The sequence below is a fragment of the Pseudomonas sp. LTGT-11-2Z genome, from assembly GCF_003691445.1.
Taxonomy (GTDB): Bacteria; Pseudomonadota; Gammaproteobacteria; order Pseudomonadales; family Pseudomonadaceae; genus Aquipseudomonas; species Aquipseudomonas monteilii.
Genome location: NZ_CP033104.1, coordinates 5,328,008 through 5,351,297, shown reverse-complemented (window position 1 = coordinate 5,351,297; position 23,290 = coordinate 5,328,008). Strand labels below are relative to the sequence as shown.

Below are 23,290 nucleotides of genomic sequence, written 5' to 3'. Positions count from 1 at the left end.
GGGGGCTGCGCAGCAGCCCCTTCAATCTCAATCCATCTATACAGTCGTCACCACTGCTGCGCATTCAACCGGGAAGTTCACCGAGTTGGCAATAAAACACTCATGGTGCGCATCCTCATGCAAACGCAAGGCAATCTCCCGGTCCGAGTTCGCACTGATGGTCACTTGCGGGCGCAGTAGCACTTGAGTGAAGCGACCCTTCCTCTGTGTATCGCCCTCCACCATGCGCCCCAGTGGTTTGTCGACGTACTCCAGCACATTTACACCATTCACCGCACACAGGTGCAGGTACCAGAGCTTGTGGCAGGCCGACAGCGATGCTACCAGCATGTCTTCCGGGTTCCAGCGTTGTGGGTCACCGCGAAAGGCGGGGTCTGCCGATCCGGCCAAGGCAGCCTTGCCGGGGGCCTCAACGTTGAAGTCGCGTGCATAGGCGGTATAGCTGGACGTACCGTCACCCTTGTTGCCGGTCCAGGTCACTTGCACTTCGTACTGGTGTTCTTTCATCTGTCCTCCTTGAACCCATGAGCCCATCGCGGGCAACGCCGACTATAGCGCTTCCTGTACTGTCGATGGCGGGCAGGGCCTCCAGCACCTCAATGCCCGCCTGCACATGACCGAGGGCCTGAGCCTGGTGCTGGGGGCCGGGCAAAACAAAACCCCTTGAAGCGTAAGCCTCAAGGGGTTTGTGGTTACAGCAGGCTACCGCTTAGACGTTGAAGCGGAAGTGCATCACGTCGCCGTCTTTGACGATGTAATCCTTGCCTTCCAAACGCCATTTACCGGCTTCCTTGGCACCGCTCTCACCCTTGAACTGGATGAAGTCGTCATAGGCCACCACTTCAGCGCGGATGAAGCCTTTTTCGAAGTCGGTGTGGATCACGCCAGCGGCTTGTGGTGCGGTGGCACCTACGCGTACGGTCCAGGCACGTACTTCCTGCACGCCGGCAGTGAAGTAGGTTTGCAGGTTCAGCAGCTCGTAACCGGCGCGGATCACACGGTTCAGGCCAGGCTCTTCCAGGCCCAGGGCCTCGAGGAACATGTCCTTCTCTTCACCGTCGTCCAGCTCGGCGATTTCCGCTTCGATCTTGTTGCACACCGGCACCACCACCGCGCCTTCTTCCTCGGCAATGGCCTTGACCACGTCCAGGTGCGGGTTGTTGTCGAAACCGTCTTCCGCCACGTTGGCGATGTACATCACCGGCTTGCTGGTCAACAGGTGGAAGCCGCGGATGACCGCCTTGTCTTCGGCGCTCATGTTCTTCATCAGGCTGCGCGCTGGCTTGCCTTCGGTGAAGTGCGGGATCAGTTGCTCCAGGATAGCCTTCTGCGCCAGGGCTTCCTTGTCGCCGCCCTTGGCGTTGCGGGCAACCTTCTGCAGTTGCTTCTCGCAGCTGTCGAGGTCGGCGAAGATCAGTTCGAGGTCGATGATCTCGATGTCACGCTTGGGGTCGACGCTGTTGGAAACGTGGATCACGTTTTCGTCTTCGAAGCAGCGCACCACGTGGGCAATGGCGTCGGTCTCGCGGATGTTGGCGAGGAACTTGTTGCCCAGGCCTTCGCCTTTCGACGCACCCGCCACCAGGCCGGCGATGTCGACGAATTCCATGGTGGTGGGCAGGATGCGGTTTGGCTTGACGATTTCAGCCAGCGCATTCAGGCGCGCATCGGGCATCGGCACGATGCCGCTGTTTGGCTCGATGGTGCAGAAAGGGAAGTTCTCCGCCGCGATGCCAGACTTGGTCAGGGCGTTGAACAGGGTGGACTTGCCGACGTTGGGCAGGCCGACGATGCCGCAATTGAAACCCATGGGTATTCCCCTCTCTAAAGGAAATCAGGCCTTCTGGCTGTGCAGCTCGCGCATCGCCTTGGCGAAGTCGCCGGCAAGCACGTCCGGCAGCACGCCGAGGGCAAAATCGATGCTGGCGTCGAGCTTCTCCTGCTCGGCGCGTGGCGCGCGGCCCAGGACGAAGTTGGAGACCAGTTTGGCGTCGCCCGGGTGGCCGATGCCAAGCCGCAGGCGGTGGAAGTCGTTCTGGTTGCCGAGCTGCGCGATGATGTCGCGCAGGCCGTTATGCCCACCATGGCCGCCGCCGCGCTTGAGCTTGGCAACGCCCGGAGGCAGGTCGAGTTCGTCGTGCGCCACCAGGATCGCTTCCGGCTTGATGCGGAAGAAATTGGCCAAGGCCGCCACGGACTGGCCGCTACGGTTCATGTAGGTGGTGGGGATCAACAAACGAACGTCGTTGCCCTGATGGCTGAACTTAGCCGTCAGGCCGAAATATTTCTTGTCAGCGGTCAGCGAAACACGCTGTGCGCTGGCAATGCGTTCAACGAAAAGAGCCCCTGCGTTATGCCGGGTCTGTTCGTATTCGGGGCCGGGGTTACCCAGGCCGACGATCAACTGGATGGCGGTCACGTCAGGGGCTCTTCCTTGGAGTTGGTGGGTTACAGGGCGCGCGGCACTGTAACCCGATCAACGCCGGCGTGCGAGTAGATTACTCGGCAGCGCCTTCTGCTTCTGGAGCAACGCGTGGAGCGTGAACGTTGGCAACAGCTTTGTCATCACCGTGGGCCAGAGCAACGAACTCTACGCCTTTCGGAGCTTTCAGGTCCGACAGGTGGATGATGGTGCCGACTTCGGCGTTGGCCAGGTCAACTTCGATGAACTCAGGCAGGTCTTTGGCTTCGCAGGAAACTTCGATCTCGGAAACAACGTGGGAGATCTCGCCGCCTTTCTTGACCGGTGCTTCTTCGTTGATGAAGTGCACTGGAACAACAGCGGTCAGTTTCTGGCCAGCAACAACGCGAACGAAGTCGGCGTGCATGATGAACTGCTTGGCTGGGTGGCGCTGCATGGCCTTGATGATGACGTTTTGCTTAACGCCGTCAACGTTCAGCTCGATAACGTGGCTGAAGGCAGCTTCGTTTTCGAACAGCTTGGTGATTTCCTTGGCCAGGATGGTCAGGGATTGAGCTTCTTTATCGCCACCGTAGACAACGGCTGGGATGCTCAGCGAGTGACGCAGGCGGCGGCTCGCACCTTTCCCCAGGTCAGTACGCGCTTGGGCGTTCAGGATGAAATCAGTCATTTTGCTTCTCCAAAATAGCCCCCCGAGGGCGTTTGCGACCAGCGCCAACGGGGATGGCAAAAAAGCCCCGCCCCAACACATGTTGGGGCGGGGCGCTTCACATCAACACGTGTTCCGCTTAGCGGAACATCGCGCTGATCGATTCTTCGTTGCTGATGCGGCGTACCGCTTCAGCGACAACCGGTGCGATATCCAGCTGGCGGATACGGTCACAGGCTTGAGCAGCGGCGGACAGCGGAACGGTGTTGGTCACCACCAGCTCGTCCAGTACCGACTTCTCGATGTTCTCGATCGCGCGGCCCGACAGGACAGGGTGCGTGCAGTAGGCGTAAACCTTGGCAGCGCCGTGTTCTTTCAGGGCTTTGGCCGCGTGGCACAGGGTGCCGGCGGTGTCGACCATGTCGTCTACCAGGATGCAGGTGCGCCCTTCGACGTCGCCGATGATGTGCATAACCTCGGAGTGGTTAGCCTTTTCGCGGCGTTTGTCGATGATACCCAGGTCGACACCCAGGGACTTGGCGACTGCACGTGCACGCACGACACCACCGATGTCCGGGGAGACAATCATCAGGTTCTCGAAACGCTGGTCTTCGATGTCGTCAACCAGTACGGGCGAGCCGTAGATGTTGTCGACCGGGATATCGAAGAAGCCTTGGATCTGGTCAGCGTGCAGGTCGACGGTGAGAACACGGTCGATACCCACGACAGTGAGCATGTCAGCGACGACTTTGGCGCTGATGGCTACACGTGCCGAACGCGGACGGCGGTCCTGGCGGGCATATCCGAAGTAAGGAATCACGGCGGTGATTCGGGATGCTGAGGAGCGGCGGAAGGCGTCGGCCATCACTACCAGTTCCATCAGGTTATCGTTGGTCGGGGCACAGGTCGGCTGAATAATGAAAACGTCTTTACCGCGAACATTTTCATTGATCTCAGTGCTGATCTCACCGTCGGAGAATTTACCGACAGAGACGTCACCGAGAGGGATATGCAGCTGACGTACGACACGCCGAGCCAGATCGGGGTTAGCGTTCCCCGTAAAGACCATCATCTTGGACACGCGCAGTACCTGAAGGCTGAGGGTATACCTGGATGAGTATAAGGAAAATGGCAGGGGCGGCTGGATTCGAACCAACGCATGGCAGGATCAAAACCTGCTGCCTTACCGCTTGGCGACGCCCCTGTATCTGTTGCTGCGAACGCTTATGCGCTCGGCTTCTTGACCAGACTTTGCAGCTTGCGATGCAACATCGAAACATTGCTTCCTTTCGCCACAAACCCTGTTTGGGTCGCTGAAAGAAGGGCCAGAACTTTATCAGCTTCGGCTTTGCTTGGGAAGGCCCCAAACACACAACTTCCAGTGCCGGTTAGTCGAGCCTCAGTGAATTTTCCCAGTGAATTCAATGCATTGCGAACTTCTGGGTAATTCTGCTCTACCACCGGTTGGCAGTCATTTCGACTGTTTCCCTTGGGAACGGGGCGCATCTTAAGGGGGAGTGAATCACGTGTCAACTGTGGATGTGAAAAAATTTCTACTGTGCTGACAGACACTTGCGGCACCAGCACGACATACCAGGGTTCTTCCGGGTCTACCGGGGTGAGTTGTTCGCCCACGCCCTGTGCGAACGCCGCATGGCCGCGCACGAATACCGGTACGTCGGCGCCCAGGCTCAGGCCCAGTGCGGCCAGTCGGTCTTCGTCCCAGTCGAGCTGCCAAAGGTGGGCCAGGGCAAGCAGGGTGGTGGCGGCATCCGAGCTGCCACCACCGATGCCGCCACCCATGGGCAGCACTTTGGTCAGCCAGATGTCGGCGCCGAGCGGGGTGCTGGATTGCTCCTGCAACTTGCGGGCGGCGCGCACGATCAGGTTGCTGTCGTGCGGTACGGCTTCAATCTCGGTGTGCAGGCGGATCACGCCATCGTCACGCAGGGCGAAACTCAGTTCGTCGCCATGGTCGAGAAACTGGAACACGGTTTCCAGTTCGTGGTACCCATCTGGGCGGCGGCCGATGATGTGCAGCCACAGGTTGAGCTTGGCCGGGGCGGGCAGGGTGAGCGTTTGCATGTGATCAGTGCCCCAGCTGGCGTGGCTGCCAGTCCTTGACCACCAGGGTCACGTCCAAGTCCTTGCCGTGCAGTTTCAGGCGCTCGGGCAGCCAGTAGCCGTTCTGCTCGGTGTAGCTCAGGTACTGCACCTGCCAGCCGTCCTGGTCGAGGCTGGCCAGACGGCTGTCACCGTCCAGGGTCAGCTTGCTCTTGCTGTCGGGGGCGGGCAGGCCGCGTACCCACCAGACCAGGTGGGACACCGGCAGTTGCCAGCCAAGCTGCTCTTCCAGCAAAGCTTCGGGGCTCGTGGCCTCGTAACGGCCCTGGTTGGCTACTTCCAGTACCACGCCACCCGGCCGGCCGGTCAGGCGTGCGGCACCACGGCCCAGCGGGCCGGCAAGGCGGATGTCGTAGTAGTCCTGGCGCTGCAGCCAGAACAGCGTGCCGCTGCCGGAGTCGCGCGGTGCGCGGATGCCGACCTTGCCGTTGATCTGCCAGCCATCGAGGCTGCTCAGTTGTTCTTTATGGGCGCGCCACTGTTGTGGGTTGCCGTGGCCCTGCAGGGCCTCGCGGCTACCGAAACCGGCACAACCGGCCAGCAGGGCGATCAGGGTGAAGGTGATGCAATGGCGCAGGAACATGGCGTTAAAGGGTCTCGGATCCGGTCAGGCGCAGGAGGGTCTTGCGCAGGATGGGGCTGTCGGCCTGGGCTTCGAAGCCTTTGGCCCACACCTGGCGGGCTTCGCGGCGCTTGCCGTTGGCCCACAGCACTTCGCCCAGATGGGCGGCCACTTCATGGTCTGGGAAGTTGGCAAAGGCCTGACGCAGGTAGGTTTCGGCCTCGTCGAGGTTGCCCAGGCGATAGTTGACCCAACCCAGGCTGTCGAGCACTGCCGGGTCGTCCGGGGTCAACTGATGGGCCTTGTCGATCAGCGCCTTGGCTTCGCTGTAGCGGGTAGTGCGGTCGGCCAGGGTGTAACCCAGGGCGTTCAGGGCCATGGCATTTTCTGGCTCGCGGGTGATGATGGCGCGCAGGTCTTTTTCCATCTGTGCCAGGTCGTCGCGTTTTTCGGCCAGCATGGCGCGGGTGTACAGCAGGTTGAGGTCGTCCGGGTACCGTTGGATGGCTTGTTGAAGCACCTGGTTGGCCTGGGCGTCCTTGTTGTTGTTGCTGTAGCTCTCCGACTCGATCAGGTACAGCTGGATGGCGAGGTCCGGCTGGGCTTCGCGGGCTTCGGCGAGCAGGCGCGAAGCGTCGGTGCCTCGGCCGTTGGCAATCAGGATATCGGCCTGGCGCAGTTGCGCGGGCAGGTAATCGGGGCCAGGGCCGACCAGCGCGTATTCGCGCAGGGCACCTGCGGGGTCGTGGCGCTCTTCCCGGATGCGGCCCAGGTTCAGGTGCGCGGCGTCGACGTTGCTGTCACGCTCAATCAGTTCCTGCAGGTAGCCTTCGGCTTCATCCCAGTCTTTGTTCTCCAGGCACACCAGCGCCAGGGAGTAACGAAGTTCGTCATCGTCAGGGTACTGCTGGACCAGGCTGAGGAACTCGCCCTTGGCATCGGCGATGCGGTCTTGCTCGACCAGGGTGCGGGCGTAGGTCAGGCGCAGGCGCTTGTCATCCGGGTTGTCGCGGATAGCGCTGCGCAGCAGTGGCAGGGCTTCCGGGCCACGGTCCAAAGTCTGCAGCAATCGGGCGCGCAGCAGGATCGGGGCGATTTCGCCGTTCTGCGCCGGGTGCGACTCAAGCAGCTCCAGTGCCTCTTCGGCCTTGCCGTCCTGATTCAGCAGTAGCGCTTTGCCGAACACCAGCTGGCCGTTGTTCGGGTATTTCACCAGCAGGCGCTCGAAGCTTTGCAGCAGGCCATCGCGGGTGCTCTGGTCGGTTTCGGCGGCAGACAGGGCGAGGAAGTCGAAGTGGGTGTCGCCTTGGCCCTGCAGCACCTTTTCCATATAGGCCATGGCGTCGTCATAGCGGCCGGCGCGGGCCAGCTGGATGGCGGCGGCGCGTTGGGCGTCGAGGTTTTGCGGGTCGTTGCGGGCCCAGACCAGGGCGTTTTCCAGCGATGGCTCATCGGCGCCGAGGTACTCGGCGATGCGATAGGCACGTTCGGAAACCGCAGGGTCCTGGGTTTTGGCAGCCTGGTCGGTGTAGTTGGCCAGGGCGATGTCGAAGCGGTTGCGCTGGCCGGCCAGCTCTGCGACCAGCAGGCTATAGAGTGTGTCCTGCTTGAACGAGCCATACACCACGGGCTTTTGGGCCTCGCTCTTTGCGGCCTCGGCGACGGGAGGCTCGGCCTTTTGCGGGGCCAGGCTCTGGCAGCCCTGAAGCAGGGCGAAGGCAAGCAGCAATGCGTATGGTTTGTTCATAGAAGGCTTTAGAAGGACTCACCGGCGGTCGGAGCATGATGACACAAGCGCGGTGGCAAACCCACCTGCGAAGGTATGAAGCTGCGCTTCGCTTATGCAGACCGCGCAGCGCCTGCGTGGTTCGCCGCAGAGCCTGCCAACACGATCCAGTGCTCTTGCTCTTGCTCTTGCTCTTGCTTTTGCTCTTGCTCTTGCTCTTGCTCTTGCTTCAGCTTTTGCTTCTAAGCGCGCGATAGTTCAGGCGCTGTAGATTGCGACTTCAGGAGGCCGAGCGGAGGGATTGCGGAGGGAGGTGACGGGCATGGATGCCCGTCAAGCGCTGAGGCCCCATGGATGGGGCCTGCAGCGCGTACTCCCGGGAGCAAGCCCGTAGCGAGGGAACCCCGGAGCGCAGCGTAGGGGCCGGATGATGGGAGCGGACGGTTTTTGGTTCCTTTTTGCCACGACAAAAAGGGACCCGCCGTAAGGGCGGAAAGGTGACTGAGCGCCACCTTCGAGAATGAATGTTTACTGTGTTGTTGATGCCCACGCCTAAAAGCGAAAAGCGAAAAGCGAAAAGCGAAAAGCGAAAAGCGAAAAGCGAAAAGCGAAAAGCGAAAAGCGAAAAGCGAAAAGCGAAAAGCGAAAAGCGAAAAGCGAAAAGCTTAAGCGATGGTTTTTATATAGCGATAAGTCCGTATGCGGTGGCGACGCATACTCACCTTTTCGCCCTTACGGCGAGTCACTTTTTGCCAAACGCGGCAAAAAGTAACCAAAAAACGCTGCGCTCCCATCATCCGGCCCCTACGCTGCGCTCCGGGGTTCCCTCACTCCGGCCTTGCTCCCGGGAGGACCGCGCTGCAGGCCCCATCCTGGGGCCCAGCGCTTGACGGGCATCCATGCCCGTCACCTCCCTCCGCAAGGCCTGCGTTCGGCCTCCTGAAGTCGCGAAGATCAAGATCAAGATCAAAAGCCAGATCAAAAGCCAGATCAAAAGCGGGGGAGGGGTGAAATTACCGCTGATGCTGGCCTGGACGCGGCGATAGCCGCAGCGCTATCAGCGCAATAGCGAACGGTGGTTGTCCAAAAACCTGCGAAAGAGGACAATTATCGGCTTCCCGTCACAACCAGCGACCTTGCATGGCCTTTCTTGCACTTGGTATCAACCATAAGACTGCCTCGGTAGACGTACGCGAGCGCGTGGCGTTTACCCCAGAGCAGCTGGTAGACGCCCTGCAGCAGCTCTGCCGACTGACATCCAGCCGCGAAGCGGCGATCCTGTCGACCTGCAACCGCAGCGAGCTGTATATAGAGCAGGACCACCTGTCCGCCGACGCCGTGTTGCAATGGCTGGCCGACTATCACCGCCTCAGCCTCGACGAGCTGCGCGCCAGCGCCTACGTGCACGAAGAGCACGATGCCGTGAGGCATATGATGCGCGTGGCCTCGGGCCTTGACTCGCTGGTACTCGGTGAGCCGCAGATTCTCGGCCAGATGAAGTCGGCCTACGCCGTGGCGCGTGAAGCAGGTACCGTCGGCCCGCTGCTCGGGCGCCTGTTCCAGGCCACCTTCAGCGCCGCCAAGCAGGTGCGTACCGACACTGCAATCGGCGAAAACCCGGTTTCGGTGGCGTTTGCCGCGGTCAGCCTGGCCAAACAGATCTTCGCCGACCTGGGTCGCAGCCAGGCCTTGCTGATCGGTGCCGGCGAAACCATCACCCTGGTCGCCCGCCACCTGCACGAGCAGGGCGTACGTCGTATCGTCGTGGCCAACCGCACCCTGGAGCGCGCCAGCACGCTGGCCGAGCAGTTCGGTGCGCATGCCGTGCTGCTGGCCGACATCCCCCAGGAGCTGGCCAACAGCGACATCGTCATCAGTTCCACCGCCAGCCAGTTGCCGATCCTGGGCAAAGGCGCGGTCGAGAGTGCGCTCAAGCAGCGCCGGCACAAGCCGATCTTCATGGTCGACATCGCCGTGCCGCGCGACATCGAACCTGAAGTCGGCGAACTGGACGATGTCTACCTGTACACTGTCGATGACCTGCACGATGTGGTGGCGGAAAACCTCAAGAGCCGCCAGGGCGCGGCCCAGGCCGCCGAAGAGCTGGTGTCGGTGGGCGCCGAAGACTTCATGCTGCGCCTGCGTGAACTGGCTGCGGTGGATGTGCTCAAGGCCTATCGCCAGCAAAGCGAGCGCCTGCGCGACGAAGAACTGCAAAAAGCCCAGCGCCTGCTGGCGAACGGCGGCAACCCCGAAGACGTGCTGGCCCAACTGGCCCGGGGCCTGACCAACAAACTCCTGCATGCGCCCAGCGTGCAGTTGAAAAAGCTCTCGGCCGAGGGCCGCCTCGATGCGCTGGCCATGGCCCAGGAACTCTTTGCCCTCAACGAGGGCTCCACGGACAAATCCCCGCAATGAAAGCGTCGCTGCTGAACAAACTGGAAATCCTCCAGGACCGCTTCGAAGAACTCACCGCCCTGCTCGGTGACGCCGAGGTCATTTCCGACCAGACACGCTTTCGCGCGTATTCCCGTGAGTACGCCGAGGTCGAGCCGGTCTACGCTGCTTATAAAGAGTGGCGCAAAGTGCAGGACGACCTCGAAGGCGCCCAGGCGCTGCTCAAGGACAGTGACCCGGACCTGCGCGAAATGGCCGTGGAAGAAGTGCGTGAAGCCAAGGAGCAACTGTTGACGCTGGAGGCGCAGCTGCAACGCATGCTGCTGCCCAAAGACCCTAACGATGGTCGCAACGTGTTCCTCGAAATCCGCGCCGGCACCGGTGGCGACGAGGCGGCGATCTTCTCTGGCGATTTGTTCCGCATGTACTCGCGCTACGCCGAAAAGCGCGGCTGGCGCCTGGAAATTCTGTCCGAGAACGAAGGCGAGCACGGCGGCTACAAGGAAATCATCGCCCGTGTCGAGGGTGAAAACGTTTACGGCAAGCTCAAGTTCGAGTCGGGCGCTCACCGCGTCCAGCGTGTACCCGAGACCGAATCCCAGGGTCGTGTGCACACCTCCGCATGCACGGTGGCGGTGCTGCCCGAGCCGGACGAACAGGCCGCCATCGAAATCAACCCGGCCGACCTGCGCGTGGACACCTACCGTGCCTCCGGCGCCGGTGGCCAGCACGTGAACAAGACCGACTCGGCCATCCGCATCACTCACTTGCCTACCGGCATCGTGGTCGAATGCCAGGAAGAGCGTTCGCAGCACAAGAACCGGGCTCGCGCCATGTCCTGGCTGTCGGCCAAGCTCAACGACATGCAGACCAGCGCAGCACAGAATGCCATCGCCAGCGAACGCAAGCTGCTGGTGGGCTCTGGCGACCGCTCCGAGCGCATCCGCACGTACAATTATCCACAGGGCCGGGTGACCGACCACCGCATCAACCTGACCCTGTATTCGCTGGACGACATCCTCAGTGGTGGCGTAGAGGCGGTGATCGAACCGCTACTGGCCGAATACCAGGCCGATCAACTGGCCGCCCTGGGGGACTGATGACCATCATCGCCAGCCTGCTGCGCAACGCGCAGTTGCCCGAATCGCCCACCGAACGGCTGGATGCCGAATTGCTGCTGGCGGCTGCCATCGGCAAGTCGCGCAGTTACCTGCACACCTGGCCCGAGCGTATCGTCAGCAGCGAAGATGCCGAGACTTACGCGGGTTACCTGCAGCGCCGCCGTGGTGGCGAGCCGGTGGCTTACATCCTCGGGCAGCAGGGCTTCTGGACAATCGACCTGGAAGTGGCGCCGCATACCCTGATCCCGCGGCCAGACACCGAGCTGTTGGTCGAGACGGCCCTCGAACTGCAACCCGCCTCGCCAGCCAAGGTGCTGGACCTGGGCACCGGTACGGGCGCGATTGCCCTGGCCTTGGCCAGTGATCGCCCGGCCTGGCAGGTGACTGCGGTTGACCGGGTAGAGGAAGCCGCTGCCCTGGCTGAGCGCAACCGCCAGCGCCTGGGCCTGGCTAATGCCCAGGTGCGGGTAAGCCACTGGTTCGACAGCCTGGTCGGCGAGCGTTTTGACCTGATTGTCAGTAACCCGCCCTACATCGCAGCTGCAGACCCGCACCTGGTGGCCGGTGACGTGCGCTTCGAGCCCAGCAGTGCGCTGGTCGCTGGCGTCGATGGCCTGGACGACCTGCGCGTGATCGCCGCCCAGGCCCCTGCGCACCTGTTGCCGGGGGGCTGGTTGTTGCTGGAGCATGGCTACGATCAGGCAGCAGCGGTACGCGCCTTGCTGGCGGAACACGGTTTTATCGAGGTTACCAGCCGCACGGACCTGGGCGGCCATGAACGCATTACCCTGGGGCGCCTGCCATGCTGAGTGATGAGGAACTGTTGCGTTACAGCCGGCAGGTACTGCTGGCCCAGATCGACATCGATGGCCAGTTGCGGCTCAAGCAGAGCAAGGCGCTGATCGTCGGGCTCGGTGGCCTTGGCTCGCCAGTTGCCCTGTACCTGGCCGCCGCCGGGGTGGGTGAGCTGCACCTGGCCGACTTCGACACCGTAGACCTCACCAACCTGCAACGCCAGGTCATCCACGACAGTGCCAGTGTCGGCATGAGCAAGGTCGACTCGGCCTTGCAGCGCCTGGAGGCGATCAACCCGGAAATCAGCCTGGTTGCCCACCGCCAAGCACTGGACGAGGACTCGCTCGCTGCCGCCGTGGCGGCGGTCGACCTAGTACTGGATTGCTCCGACAACTTCGGTACCCGCGAGGCGGTAAACGCCGCGTGTGTTGCGGCTGGCAAGCCACTGGTCAGCGGCGCGGCGATCCGCCTGGAAGGGCAGTTGTCGGTGTTCGACCCGCGACGTGACTACAGCCCTTGCTACCACTGCCTGTACGGGCATGGCAGCGAAGCCGAGCTGACGTGCAGCGAAGCCGGTGTGATCGGCCCACTGGTGGGGCTGGTAGGCAGCTTGCAGGCGCTGGAAGCGATGAAGCTACTGGCCGGGTTCGGCGAGCCGCTGGTCGGCCGCTTGCTGTTGATCGATGCTCTCGGCACGCGCATCCGCGAATTGCGGGTCAAGCGCGACCCGGCCTGTGCAGTCTGCGGCAAGCGCGATGGCTGAGCGTTCGGCGCCAATCGGCGTAATGGACTCCGGGGTTGGCGGCTTGTCGGTGCTCGCCGAGATCCAGCGGCTGCTGCCCAACGAGACGCTGCTGTACGTGGGCGATTGCGGCCACATACCCTACGGCGAGAAGTCGCCAGATTATATCCGTGAGCGTCTCCGGCGCATTGCTGCGTTCTTCCATGAACAGGGCGCCAAGGCCATGGTACTGGCCTGCAATACCGCCACGGTGGCGGCGGTGGCCGACCTGCGCGAGTTGTACCCGACCTGGCCGCTGGTGGGCATGGAGCCGGCGGTGAAGCCCGCTGCCGCCGCCACGCGCTCGGGCGTGGTCGGTGTGCTGGCCACCACCGGTACCCTGCAAAGCGCCAAGTTCGCCGCCTTGCTCGACCGTTTTGCCAATGACGTACAGGTCATCACCCAACCTTGCCCGGGGCTGGTCGAGTTGATCGAGGCCGGCGACCTGGCCAGCCCGGCAGTGCGCCAGTTGTTGCAAGGTTATGTACAGCCGTTGCTGGCCGCTGGCTGCGACACGCTGATCCTGGGCTGCACCCATTACCCCTTCCTGCGCCCGTTACTGGCCGGCATGGTGCCAGCCGATGTGGCCATCATCGACACCGGCGCCGCGGTGGCGCGCCAGTTGCAGCGGCTGCTGGGCGCGAATGACCTGCTGGCCGATGGGCCGGCCCGGGATACCCGCTTCTGGACCAGCGCCGACCCGCAAACCCTCAGAAATATCCTACCGATGCTGTGGCATAAGTCTGGCGATGTGCAAAGCTTTGCGTTGTGAAAAAAACGTGAAAATTAGCTGAACTATCGTTCCACTGCCGCGCTCTACCGCTTTGCCTGAGATGAGGCAGGCATTAATAACAGCATCAGGAAGAAGGATGTTTCTCATGAAGAAACTGCTCGGCTTGGCGGCGGCTGCCGCTTTTACTCTGGGGCAAGCACTGTCGGCGCAGGCAGCCGATATTTCCTTTTCGGTAGGTCAGACCGGTGACTCGACAATGGTCTACCGGCTGGGACTGCAATCAAACTGGGATGCCAGTTGGTGGCAGACCAGCGTTGGCCGCCTGACCGGCTATTGGGATGGGGCCTACACCTATTGGGATGGCGACGAGACGGCGAGCAACCACAGCCTTTCGTTCGCGCCAGTGTTCGTTTATGAGTTTGCCGGGGCGTCGGTCAAGCCCTACATCGAAGCCGGGATCGGTGTGGCAGCGTTTTCCAGCACCGAACTGGAAAGCAACGAGCTGGGCTCGGCATTCCAGTTCGAAGACCGCATCGGCTTTGGCTTGCGCTTTGCTGGCGGGCATGAGATCGGCGTGCGGGCCATTCACTACTCCAACGCGGGTATCAAAGAGCCCAACGATGGAGTAGAGAGCTACAGCCTGCATTACCGCATGGCGCTGTAGCTGGCACGTTAGCCGTCTAGCTACGTGGCAGCGGCCATAGACTGCTCAGATCAAGTGTTTCCAGCACCAGCTCTGGCTCTCTCTGTGGCCACCGCCGCAGCAGTTCTTCAGCCGCACGCCGCGGCGTCCATTCCTCCGGTATGGCTTGCGCCGGCGTCACGGGTGTTTTCAGCGATTGGGGGCTGACCACCGTAACGTCTATCCCTTGGCCTTTCAGCGTCTTGCGCTGTTCACGCATCCATTGCGGCATGTTGTTCCAGCCAGCGCTCACCTGGGTTGGTGCATACAGCTGCAGCGCCGAATACCGGTTGAAAACGGCCATCACCTGCGGTGATTCACCTTTCAACAGCAAAGGCAGCGCATTGGCAAGGCTATGTTCGCCCGCCACCTGGTTGCTGGTGACAATCGCCTCGAACACATCGCTGCCCGCCAGTGGGGCATCCAGGTAGTCGCTGGTACCGGCGTTGAGGATCAGGCCATCCAGCGAGCACCAGGCATGGCATATCTGCTGGCACGCATCTGCCGCTTGCCCATCGGCATGCAACTGCCAGGGCAGGCGCAAGAAGCGCCGCCCATGCTGTGCCGCCAAGGCGTTCAGTTCATCGCTTTCCTTAGCACTGGCGGCAACGCAATGGCCCTGTTCGAGCAAGCGTTCCACCAAAGCCAGACCTAATCCGTTGCTGGCGCCTGTAACCCAAAAACTGCGTGAGTCAGTCAAGACGTTGTACCCTCTAATTCTGCCGACGTGGTAGGCCCTTGAAGGCTTCCAGTGCACGCTGGCGACTGCTGCTGAGATTCACCATGGGACAGTGATACAAATTATTATCAAAAAGATCTCGGTGTTTCACGGGCTCATGGATGGTTTTATCGTCGAGGTCACGTAATTCCGGCAGCCAGTGCCGAATGAACCGCCCCTGTGGGTCGAAACGTTGCGACTGCGAAATCGGGTTGAAGATGCGGAAATAGGGCACTGCATCGGTGCCGGTAGACGCGCTCCACTGCCAGCCGCCGTTGTTCGCGGCCAGGTCGCCGTCTATCAGGTGGCGCATGAAGTAGCGCTCGCCCTTGCGCCAGTCGATCAGCAGGTTCTTGCTCAGGAACATGGCCACCACCATGCGCAGGCGGTTATGCATCCACCCAGTATGCAACAACTGGCGCATGGCGGCGTCGATGATCGGGAAACCCGTACGGCCCTGTTCCCAGGCTTCCAGATCTGCCGGTGCATCGCGCCAAGGCAACGCTTCGGTTTGCGCGCGGAAGGCGCGGTGGCGAGAGACCTGTGGGTAACCGGTCAGGATGTGCTTGTAGAACTCGCGCCACAGCAGCTCGTTGATCCAGGTTTGCACGCCCGCGCTGCCGCTGTCGAACTCGCCCCGGTTGCTGGCCAGGGCACCGTGCAGGCACTGGCGCGGCGAGATCACCCCCGCGGCCAGATAGGCCGAAAGCTGGCTGGTGCCGGGTTTGGCTGGCAGGTCACGCAGTTGCTGGTAGTCATCAATGGTTTCATCGAGAAAGCGAGACAATCGCCCCTGCGCTTCGGCTTCACCCGCCGGCCAATGTGCTTGCAGGGCGCGCTCGGGCTTTTCAAAACCCTCCACATGCTGCGGAATCGGGTCGCTCTGGATCTGCAGGGGCGCTTGCTGTTTAACCCGGTGAGCCATGGCTGGCAGGCTGCGGTGCAGGAGCTCCAGACAGGTTTTTTTGAACTGGCTGAAAACCTGGAAGTAGTCGCCGCTGCGAGTGAGGACTGTGCCCGGGCGGAAGAACAGCTGGTCGAGGTGGCTGTGTGCCTGAATGCCCGACTTTTCCAGCAGGGCTCGGGTGGCATCGTCACGGCGCTGTTCGTTGATGCCGTACTCTTCATTCCAGTGAACGCTCGCCACCTGATGCTGGCGGCATACCTCAAGCACGGCCTGTGGTGCCTGCTCCCAGGTGTCGATGCTGCGGATCAGCAGGGGAATATTCAGGCCTTCCAGCGACTGGCGCACGTCGCGCAGGTTGCGCAGCCAGAAGTCGACTTTGCAGGCAGCGTCGTCGTGGGCCAGCCACTGGGCGGGGCTGACAAGCCACAGGGCGATGGTCGGGCCGCGTTCACTGGCGGCGCTGAGCGCAGTGTTGTCATTGATGCGCAGGTCACTGCGCAGCCAGGTCAAATGCATGGTGCAGGCGTCTCTTCAGGCTGGCGGTCATGGGCTTGAAGCAAGCGCAATGCCGCCTGAGGGGTGTCGAACAGGGCGAGGTCTGGCAGCTCCAGGGCACGCAGCTGCGCTTCATGCAGTACCAACGTCGCACCACCGGCCAAGGTTTTCACGGGCAGGTTGTGCAGGGCGCGTTGCAGTGCCTTGCCATCAAAGCGTGGCCCCAGGTGCAGAAGCACGGCACGCGGGGCGAGCGTGCTTACGGCACGTTGCAGGTGCGGGCCGGTGACCGGGTGTTCCAGTACTTCTACCGGAAAACCGTTGCTGGTGAACAACCAGGCGCATAGCCATAAACCGGGGCTGAAAGTACGTTCACCGTCTTCCACCAGCAATACGGCCGGGCCCTGCAGCAACTGGTTGTCGTGGTACACGCGGGCGCCGAGCTTGCTGCGTAGCCAGCTGTGGAAAAACACCTGCTCCAGTTGCGCGTTGAAGTAATTGCGCCAGCGCAGGTCGAGCAGGTCGAGCAGTGGCAGCAGCAATTGTTCGCACAGGGTAACAGCGGGGTACAGCGCCATTGCCTGGTTGAGCTGGTGGTCGAGGGCACGCTGTGACAGGTTGGCGATAGCCTCGATCAGCTGGAGCTGCCGGGCCTGCCAGTCGCCTTTGGGCGCAGTGCTGGAGGGTTTGTCGAGCAGCTCGCCCACCTGCCCGACCGAGGCCCCCCGCTGCAGCCAGGCAAGGATGGCTTCGACCCGTTCGACCTGTTCCAGCGGGTACAGGCGGTGCCCTTTCGCGGTGCGCTGTGGCTTGAGCAGGCCATATCGGCGTTCCCAGGCGCGCAGGGTGACCGGATTGACGCCGGTGCGACGGGCCAGCTCACCGATGGGCAACAAGGTTTCAGACGGCATTGCGCAGGCCCAGGTTTTCGGGGTGCGGTTGCAGGTACGCTTGCTGCTGTAGGTAGGGGTCAGGGTGGTTGCGTAAATGGTGCTTGAGCAGGGTCAGTGGCACCACCAGCGGTACCACGCCTTTTTGATACTGGCCGATGACCGTCTGCAGTTCGGCTTTGTCCTGTTGTGTCAGGCTGTCCTTGAAATAGCCGCAGAGATGCTGCAGCACGTTGCTGTGGGTTCCGCGGCTGGCGCAGCGACGCAGGGCCTGCATCAGTTGGCTGAAGTAGCGCGGGCCGATGTTTTGCGGGTCGTCATCGCGGCTCATGCTACCCAGCAGGCGCCCGAGGGTGCGGTAGGCCTGGGGATTGTTGGCCATCACCAGGTATTTGTAACGCGAATGGAAGCGCACCAGCGCGCCACGGCTAAGGCCGTCGGCCAGCAGGCGCTGCCAGTCGGCGTAGGCATACACGCGGCTGATGAAGTTCTCTCGCAGCACGGCGTCGTGCAGGCGGCCTTCTTCTTCCACGGGTAGGTCCGGGCGTTTCACACAGAACGCCTGGGCGTAGACGCCGCGTCCTCGCTGGAGGGCCGGGTGGCCGTTGTCCTGGTAGACCTTGACCCGTTCCAGCCCGCAAGACGGTGATTTCTGCATGAAGATGTAGCCGCAAATGTCGTCGAGTTCGTCGGCCATTTGTTCGCCGTACGTGCGCAGCGGGCCGGTCAGGTCCATGCCGGGGTTACGGGTGCCGACCACTTCGGGAGTTTCGGGGTTGCCTACCAGGCGGATAGGGTCACGCGGAACGCCAAGGCCGATGGCCACTTCCGGGCACACCGGCTGCCAGTCAAAATGTTGTTCTAGCTGCGTCAGGCACAGGTCGGAGGCCTTGTGGCCGCCGTTATAGCGCACGCTTTGGCCCGTCAGGCAGGCGCTGATGGCGATACGCGGCTTGCTGTGGGTGAAAGGGTCGTGCATGGCTGTCTCCAGTAAACCTGTACATGGCAAAAAACTTGTACAGGTTTATTCCAGCACAGCCCTGAAGTTATGCAAACCATTATTTTTGTATAGCGCTACATCATTCCAGGTGTTCGAGCAGTCGCCGTGCCGCTTCCTGGCCGCTGAGCCAGGCGCCCTCGACGCGCCCGGAAAGGCACCAGTCGCCGCACGCGTACAAGCCTTGGTCGGCATCGGCCAGCGCGCCCCATTCGTGGTTGCTGCTGGGGCGTGCATAGAGCCAGCGGTGGGCCAGGGCGAAGGTAGGTGCGGGCACCACGCAGCCGACCAGCTCGGCGAACTCGCCCCACAGCTGTTCGATCACTTCTTCCTTGGGCAGGTCGAGGTGTTGCCGGCTCCAGTCAGACGTGGCGTGCAGCACCCAGGTGTCGAGTTGTTCGTCACGGCCGGGTTTGCTGCGGTTGCGGGCCAGCCAGTCGAGCGGGTTGTCTTGCACGAAACAGCCTTGCATCGGCGTATCCAGCGGCGCTTGGAAGGCGAGGGCGACGGCCCAGGTGGGCTCCATCTGCACGCCAGCGGCCACGGCAGCCAGTTTTGGGGTAGCAGCCAGCAGCGGCGTGGCCTGCGGTGCCGGTACCGCGATCACCACGCGGCTGTAGGGGCCATGGCTGCAGCCTTCGGTGTCCTGCAGGTGCCAGTACTGTTTGCCGCGGAACACCTCGGTGATGCGGCAGCCGAAGTTCACCGTCACATCCTTGAGCAAGCCACGGGTGATGGCGCTCATGCGGGGCACGCCCACCCAGCGCGTCTGCTCGTCGGGAGAGGGGGTGAGTTCGCCGTCACGGTAGTTGTACAGCTGCGGCTTCCACTGCTCGGCCCAGCCAGCGGCGACCCACTGTTGTACCTGCTCGACGAAACGCCGGTCACGGGCGGTGAAATACTGCGCGCCGAGGTCGAGTGCGCCGGCTTCGCTGCGCTTGCTGGCCATGCGACCGCCACTGCCGTGGCCTTTGTCGAACAAATGCACGGATTGCCCCGCCTTCTGCAAGGCCTGGGCAGCTGACAAGCCGGCGATACCGGCCCCGATGATGGCGATAGGTACTGTCATGATGGCCTCTTCAAACCTTGCTGTAAGCAGACTACGCTGTCAGGCAAACCTGTACAATCCAGAATTTTTGTATAAGGTTATTCCGCTTTGGCGGGCAGGTTAGCCTATGTTTATCCGAGAGCGTCGGGTCAAAAAAGTGCCTTGATGTTAAAAATAGACCACCGCCGCATTCTGCGAGGACACAGCCATGCATATATTGCTGACAGGCGGCACCGGGTTGATAGGCAGGCACCTCTGCCAGCACTGGCTTGGCCAAGGCCATCGCCTGACGGTGTGGAGCCGGCGCCCTGAGCAAGTGCCGAAAATGTGTGGCACTGGTGTACGTGGCATTGCCCGTCTGGAGCAACTGGAAGCGGACGATCACCTGGATGCAGTGATCAACCTCGCCGGCGCGCCGATTGCGGACCGGCCCTGGACGGCGGCCCGGCGTAACCTGCTGTGGGCCAGCCGCGTTACCCTGACCGAGCAGTTGCTGAGCTGGCTGGGTACCCGCGAGCAGCGACCAGACGTGCTGATCTCCGGCTCTGCGGTTGGCTGGTACGGTGATGGTGGTGAGCGCGAGCTGACCGAGGCATCACCGCCGGTGCGCGAAGATTTTGCCAGCCAGTTATGCATTGCCTGGGAGGAAACGGCCCTGCGTTCCCAGGCACAGGGCATCCGCGTGGTGCTGGTGCGAACTGGGCTGGTGCTGGCCAGCGATGGCGGCTTTTTGTCGCGGCTGCGCCTGCCCTTCAAGCTGGGGCTGGGCGGGCCTTTGGGCGATGGTCGGCAGTGGATGCCGTGGGTCCATATAGACGACCAGGTCGCCCTGATTGATTTTCTTTTGCGGCACAAGGATGCCAGCGGTCCCTATAATGCCTGCGCCCCGGAGCCGGTGCGCAACCGCGAGTTCGCCAGGTGTCTGGGGCGCACCTTGCATCGGCCGGCGTTGCTGCCGGTGCCGGCGCTGCTGCTCAAGGCTGGCCTGGGCGAGCTGTCGACCTTGCTGCTGGGTGGCCAGCGGACACGCCCGGTACGCTTGTTGGCGGCTGGCTTCACCTTCCGCTTCAACGATCTGCAATCGGCCCTGGACAACTTGTCCAGCCGCCTCTGACATAGGATGCTGCATGACCGATCACGCCCTGCTGCTGGTCAACCTGGGTTCCCCGGCCTCCACCTCGGTGGCCGATGTACGCCGTTACCTCAACCAGTTCCTCATGGACCCGTACGTGATCGACCTGCCCTGGCCGGTGCGGCGGCTACTGGTGTCGCTGATCCTGATCAAGCGCCCGGAGCAGTCGGCGCATGCCTATGGCTCGATCTGGTGGGAGGAGGGCTCGCCGCTGGTGGTGCTGACCCGTCGTCTGCAGGCTGCCATGGTCGAACACTGGCCCCACGGCCCGGTGGAAATTGCCATGCGCTATGGCCAGCCGGCCCTGCCAGACGTGCTGGAGCGCCTGGCGGCCCAGGGTGTACGCAAGGTGACCTTGGCACCGCTTTATCCACAGTTCGCCGACAGCACGGTGACCACTGTGGTCGAGCTGGCCAGGCAGACGGTCAATGAACGTCGGTTGCCGTTGCAGATGCGTGTGCTGCAACCGTTCTACGAGCATCCGGACTACATCGAGGCGCTGGCCGCCAGCGCGCGTCCGTACCTGGAGCAGGATTACGACCACCTGTTGCTGAGCTTCCACGGCTTGCCGGAGCGGCACCTGAAGAAGCTGGACCCGACCGGCAAACACGATTTCCAGGCAGCCGACTGCTGCAAGGATGCCAGCGCCGAGATGCGTGCGGTGTGCTACCGCGGGCAGTGCCTGGCCACGGCCAAGGCCTTTGCGCAGAAGATGGGCATCCCGGATGGCAAATGGTCGGTGTCGTTCCAGTCGCGGTTGGGGCGGGCCAAGTGGATCGAGCCCTATACCGAAGCGCGGCTGGATGAGCTGGGCAAGGCAGGGGTGAAGAAATTGTTGGTGATGTGCCCGGCGTTCGTGGCCGATTGCATCGAGACGCTGGAAGAGATCGGCATGCGTGGCAGCGAACAGTTTGTCGAGGCCGGCGGGCGGGAGCTGGTGCTGGTGCCGTGCCTGAATGATCACCCTGAGTGGGTAAGGGTGTTGGCGGGGATGTGCGAAAAAGCCTGATCTGATGGTTGCCTGAACCGGCCTCTTCGCGGACAACCCCGCGAAGAGGCCAGATCAGGTTAAAGCCGGATCACGGCAACTGATCATCCAGCTTCTTGTGCTTCCAGCCATCATTGCCCGGCAAGATCAGGTTCAGGGCAATCGCCACGATGGCGCACAGGGCGATGCCTTTCAGGCCCCAGTCATCCGGGCCGTCACCGCTGCCGATCAGCACGCCGCCGATACCGAACACCAAGGTGACCGACACGATCACCAGGTTGCGGGCTTCGGCCAGGTCGATCTTGTGGCGGATCATGGTGTTCATGCCCACTGCCGCGATCGAGCCGAACAGCAGGCACAGAATGCCGCCCATCACCGGTACCGGGATGCTTTGCAGCAGCGCGCCGAACTTGCCGATGAACGCCAGGGTGATGGCGAAGACCGCCGCCCAGGTCATGATCTTCGGGTTGTAGTTCTTGGTCAGCATCACCGCGCCAGTCACTTCGGCGTAGGTGGTGTTGGGCGGGCCGCCGAACAGGCCGGCTGCGGTAGTGGCCAGGCCGTCACCCAGCAAGGTGCGGTGCAGGCCAGGCTTTTTCAGGTAGTCACGACCGGTCACGCTACCGACCGCGATTACCCCACCGATATGCTCGATCGCTGGTGCCAGGGCAACAGGGACGATGAACAGGATGGCCTGCCAGTTGAACGCCGGTGCGGTGAAGTTGGGAATCTCCAGCCACGGTGCAGCGGCGATCTTGGCGGTATCGACCACGCCGAAGGCGAACGACAGGGCAAAGCCTACCAGCACACCCGCAATGATCGGCACCAGGCGGAAGATGCCTTTACCGAACACGGCGACGATCAGCGTAGTGAGCAGCGCCGGCATCGAGATCATCATGGCGGTCTTGTACGGCAGCAGCACGCTGCCATCACCGGCCTTGCCCATTGCCATGTTGGCAGCGATCGGTGCCATGGCCAGGCCGATGGAGATGATCACCGGGCCGATCACCACCGGCGGCAGCATGCGGTCGATGAACCCGGTGCCTTTGATTTTCACCATCAGGCCCATGAAGGTGTACACGAAGCCTGCGGCCATCACGCCGCCCATGGTCTCGGCCAGGCCGAACTGGCCTTTGGCGAGGATGATCGGAGTGATGAAGGCAAAGCTGGAGGCCAGGAACACCGGTACCTGGCGGCCGGTGACCAGCTGGAACAGCAGGGTGCCGATGCCGGCGGTGAACAGCGCGACGTTCGGGTCGAGGCCGGTGATCAATGGCATCAGCACCAGCGCGCCGAATGCAACGAAGAGCATCTGCGCGCCCGAAACGACCTGGCGCCAGAGCGGGTCGTTGAAGCCGTCCTGCATGGTCAGGCGTCCTTTTGCTTGGTGCCGAAGATTTTGTCACCGGCATCGCCCAGGCCCGGCACGATGTAGCCGTGTTCGTTCAGACGCTGGTCGATCGAGGCGGTGTAGATCTGCACATCCGGGTGGGCTTTTTCCACCACTTCGATGCCTTCTGGCGCGGCAACCAGCACCATGGCGCGAATCTCTTTGCAGCCGGCCTTTTTCAGCAGGTCGATGGTGGCGACCATCGAGCCGCCGGTGGCCAGCATCGGGTCGATGATCAGGGCCAGGCGCTGGTTGATATCCGGCGCGAGTTTTTCCAGGTAGGTGTGGGCTTCCAGGGTTTCTTCGTTACGGGCAACGCCGACGGCGCTCACCTTGGCGCCCGGGATCAGGCTGAGCACGCCGTCAAGCATGCCGATGCCGGCGCGCAGGATAGGCACTACGGTGATTTTCTTGCCGGCGATTTTTTCAACTTGCACCTTGCCACACCAGCCGTCGATCTCGTAGGTTTCGAGTGGCAGGTCCTGGGTGGCTTCGTAGGTCAGGAGCGCGCCGACTTCCTGGGCGAGTTCGCGAAAGTTCTTGGTGCTGATATCGGCACGGCGCATCAGGCCGAGCTTGTGGCGGATCAGCGGATGGCGGATCTCACGAGTGGGCATAGGGGGGCTCCGAAAGGCGGGCAAAAAAACCGCGCTAGATTAATCTATTCAGCCTGTGCTGTCGTCTGGTCATTCTGGACGTTAGTCCATAAATGCTTGATCTGTGACGAGCGGAT

The 23,290-nt window shown here is 62.2% G+C and carries 23 protein-coding genes and 1 tRNA gene; 8 read left to right on the top strand and 16 right to left on the bottom strand.

All coding sequences use genetic code 11. The features are described 5' to 3' along the window. Window positions 1–36: 36 nt before the first annotated feature. From D8767_RS25220 to D8767_RS25180, 9 genes are all read right to left on the bottom strand, one after another. Window positions 37–507 (bottom strand): OsmC family protein, encoded by a 471-nt coding sequence (locus D8767_RS25220; RefSeq protein ID WP_016713315.1) that lies wholly within the window; start codon window positions 505–507, stop codon window positions 37–39. A gap of 202 nt (window positions 508–709) precedes the next feature. Next, entirely contained in the window at window positions 710–1,810 is a 1,101-nt protein-coding gene (ychF, locus tag D8767_RS25215) for a redox-regulated ATPase YchF (protein WP_016713314.1), read from the bottom strand. 24 nt (window positions 1,811–1,834) lie between these two features. Continuing rightward, window positions 1,835–2,419 carry an aminoacyl-tRNA hydrolase gene (pth, locus tag D8767_RS25210; protein ID WP_012270476.1) on the bottom strand — a complete coding sequence of 195 codons (585 nt, stop codon included), beginning with the start codon at window positions 2,417–2,419 and terminating at the stop codon, window positions 1,835–1,837. A 79-nt stretch (window positions 2,420–2,498) separates the two neighbouring features. Continuing rightward, window positions 2,499–3,092, bottom strand: a complete 594-nt coding sequence (locus tag D8767_RS25205) for a 50S ribosomal protein L25/general stress protein Ctc (protein ID WP_016713313.1) — start codon at window positions 3,090–3,092, stop codon at window positions 2,499–2,501. Between the two features lie 118 nt (window positions 3,093–3,210). Beyond that, complete coding sequence (locus tag D8767_RS25200) at window positions 3,211–4,152, bottom strand: ribose-phosphate pyrophosphokinase (RefSeq protein ID WP_003247410.1); 942 nt, start codon at window positions 4,150–4,152, stop codon at window positions 3,211–3,213. A 48-nt stretch (window positions 4,153–4,200) separates the two neighbouring features. Further along, window positions 4,201–4,275 (bottom strand) — tRNA-Gln (locus D8767_RS25195). A 20-nt stretch (window positions 4,276–4,295) separates the two neighbouring features. Beyond that, the gene (ispE, locus tag D8767_RS25190) at window positions 4,296–5,156 is read right to left on the bottom strand and encodes a 4-(cytidine 5'-diphospho)-2-C-methyl-D-erythritol kinase (RefSeq protein ID WP_016713312.1); all 861 of its coding nucleotides are present in this window, start codon (window positions 5,154–5,156) and stop codon (window positions 4,296–4,298) included. A 4-nt stretch (window positions 5,157–5,160) separates the two neighbouring features. Then, complete coding sequence (gene lolB, locus D8767_RS25185) at window positions 5,161–5,778, bottom strand: lipoprotein insertase outer membrane protein LolB (protein WP_016713311.1); 618 nt, start codon at window positions 5,776–5,778, stop codon at window positions 5,161–5,163. Between the two features lie 4 nt (window positions 5,779–5,782). Then, the gene (locus tag D8767_RS25180) at window positions 5,783–7,504 is read right to left on the bottom strand and encodes a tetratricopeptide repeat protein (protein WP_016713310.1); all 1,722 of its coding nucleotides are present in this window, start codon (window positions 7,502–7,504) and stop codon (window positions 5,783–5,785) included. 1,119 nt (window positions 7,505–8,623) lie between these two features. Between D8767_RS25180 and hemA the strand changes: the two genes are divergently transcribed. From hemA to D8767_RS25145, 6 genes are all read left to right on the top strand, one after another. Then, the gene (gene hemA, locus D8767_RS25170) at window positions 8,624–9,901 is read left to right on the top strand and encodes a glutamyl-tRNA reductase (protein WP_016713308.1); all 1,278 of its coding nucleotides are present in this window, start codon (window positions 8,624–8,626) and stop codon (window positions 9,899–9,901) included. After that, on the top strand, window positions 9,898–10,980 hold the full coding sequence (gene prfA / locus D8767_RS25165; protein ID WP_016713307.1) for a peptide chain release factor 1: 1,083 nt from the start codon (window positions 9,898–9,900) through the stop codon (window positions 10,978–10,980). Before hemA ends, prfA begins: the two co-directional genes overlap by 4 nt. Continuing rightward, window positions 10,980–11,810 carry a peptide chain release factor N(5)-glutamine methyltransferase gene (gene prmC, locus D8767_RS25160; RefSeq protein ID WP_016713306.1) on the top strand — a complete coding sequence of 277 codons (831 nt, stop codon included), beginning with the start codon at window positions 10,980–10,982 and terminating at the stop codon, window positions 11,808–11,810. The genes prfA and prmC overlap by 1 nt, the downstream gene beginning before the upstream one ends. Beyond that, entirely contained in the window at window positions 11,804–12,559 is a 756-nt protein-coding gene (locus D8767_RS25155) for a molybdopterin-synthase adenylyltransferase MoeB (protein WP_016713305.1), read from the top strand. The genes prmC and D8767_RS25155 overlap by 7 nt, the downstream gene beginning before the upstream one ends. Further along, a complete protein-coding gene (gene murI, locus D8767_RS25150) occupies window positions 12,552–13,349 on the top strand; it encodes a glutamate racemase (protein ID WP_016713304.1) in 798 nt (265 codons plus the stop codon). The genes D8767_RS25155 and murI overlap by 8 nt, the downstream gene beginning before the upstream one ends. A gap of 106 nt (window positions 13,350–13,455) precedes the next feature. After that, window positions 13,456–13,974 carry an acyloxyacyl hydrolase gene (locus tag D8767_RS25145; RefSeq protein ID WP_033724065.1) on the top strand — a complete coding sequence of 173 codons (519 nt, stop codon included), beginning with the start codon at window positions 13,456–13,458 and terminating at the stop codon, window positions 13,972–13,974. Between the two features lie 16 nt (window positions 13,975–13,990). Here the strand turns inward: D8767_RS25145 and D8767_RS25140 are convergent, their stop codons facing one another. The 5 genes from D8767_RS25140 to D8767_RS25120 form a co-directional block, all read right to left on the bottom strand. Then, window positions 13,991–14,692, bottom strand: coding sequence for an SDR family oxidoreductase (locus tag D8767_RS25140; protein ID WP_016713302.1), 702 nt, complete (start codon window positions 14,690–14,692; stop codon window positions 13,991–13,993). Window positions 14,693–14,705: 13 nt separating this feature from the next. Next, window positions 14,706–16,133 carry a deoxyribodipyrimidine photo-lyase gene (gene phrB / locus D8767_RS25135; RefSeq protein ID WP_016713301.1) on the bottom strand — a complete coding sequence of 476 codons (1,428 nt, stop codon included), beginning with the start codon at window positions 16,131–16,133 and terminating at the stop codon, window positions 14,706–14,708. Continuing rightward, the gene (locus tag D8767_RS25130) at window positions 16,124–17,023 is read right to left on the bottom strand and encodes a MerR family transcriptional regulator (protein WP_016713300.1); all 900 of its coding nucleotides are present in this window, start codon (window positions 17,021–17,023) and stop codon (window positions 16,124–16,126) included. The genes phrB and D8767_RS25130 overlap by 10 nt, the downstream gene beginning before the upstream one ends. After that, complete coding sequence (locus D8767_RS25125) at window positions 17,013–17,981, bottom strand: DUF523 and DUF1722 domain-containing protein (RefSeq protein WP_016713299.1); 969 nt, start codon at window positions 17,979–17,981, stop codon at window positions 17,013–17,015. The genes D8767_RS25130 and D8767_RS25125 overlap by 11 nt, the downstream gene beginning before the upstream one ends. 100 nt (window positions 17,982–18,081) lie before the next feature. Next, the gene (locus D8767_RS25120; protein ID WP_016713298.1) at window positions 18,082–19,068 is read right to left on the bottom strand and encodes an NAD(P)/FAD-dependent oxidoreductase; all 987 of its coding nucleotides are present in this window, start codon (window positions 19,066–19,068) and stop codon (window positions 18,082–18,084) included. Window positions 19,069–19,255: 187 nt separating this feature from the next. Here D8767_RS25120 and D8767_RS25115 point away from each other — a divergent pair, with 187 nt between their 5' ends. Both D8767_RS25115 and hemH read left to right on the top strand, forming a co-directional pair. Beyond that, complete coding sequence (locus D8767_RS25115) at window positions 19,256–20,161, top strand: TIGR01777 family oxidoreductase (RefSeq protein WP_016713297.1); 906 nt, start codon at window positions 19,256–19,258, stop codon at window positions 20,159–20,161. Window positions 20,162–20,174: 13 nt separating this feature from the next. Next, window positions 20,175–21,188 carry a ferrochelatase gene (gene hemH / locus D8767_RS25110; RefSeq protein WP_016713296.1) on the top strand — a complete coding sequence of 338 codons (1,014 nt, stop codon included), beginning with the start codon at window positions 20,175–20,177 and terminating at the stop codon, window positions 21,186–21,188. A 70-nt stretch (window positions 21,189–21,258) separates the two neighbouring features. Here the strand turns inward: hemH and D8767_RS25105 are convergent, their stop codons facing one another. Further along, complete coding sequence (locus D8767_RS25105; RefSeq protein WP_016713295.1) at window positions 21,259–22,533, bottom strand: uracil-xanthine permease family protein; 1,275 nt, start codon at window positions 22,531–22,533, stop codon at window positions 21,259–21,261. A 2-nt stretch (window positions 22,534–22,535) separates the two neighbouring features. Further along, window positions 22,536–23,174, bottom strand: a complete 639-nt coding sequence (upp, locus tag D8767_RS25100; protein ID WP_011532223.1) for a uracil phosphoribosyltransferase — start codon at window positions 23,172–23,174, stop codon at window positions 22,536–22,538. Window positions 23,175–23,290 lie beyond the last annotated feature (116 nt).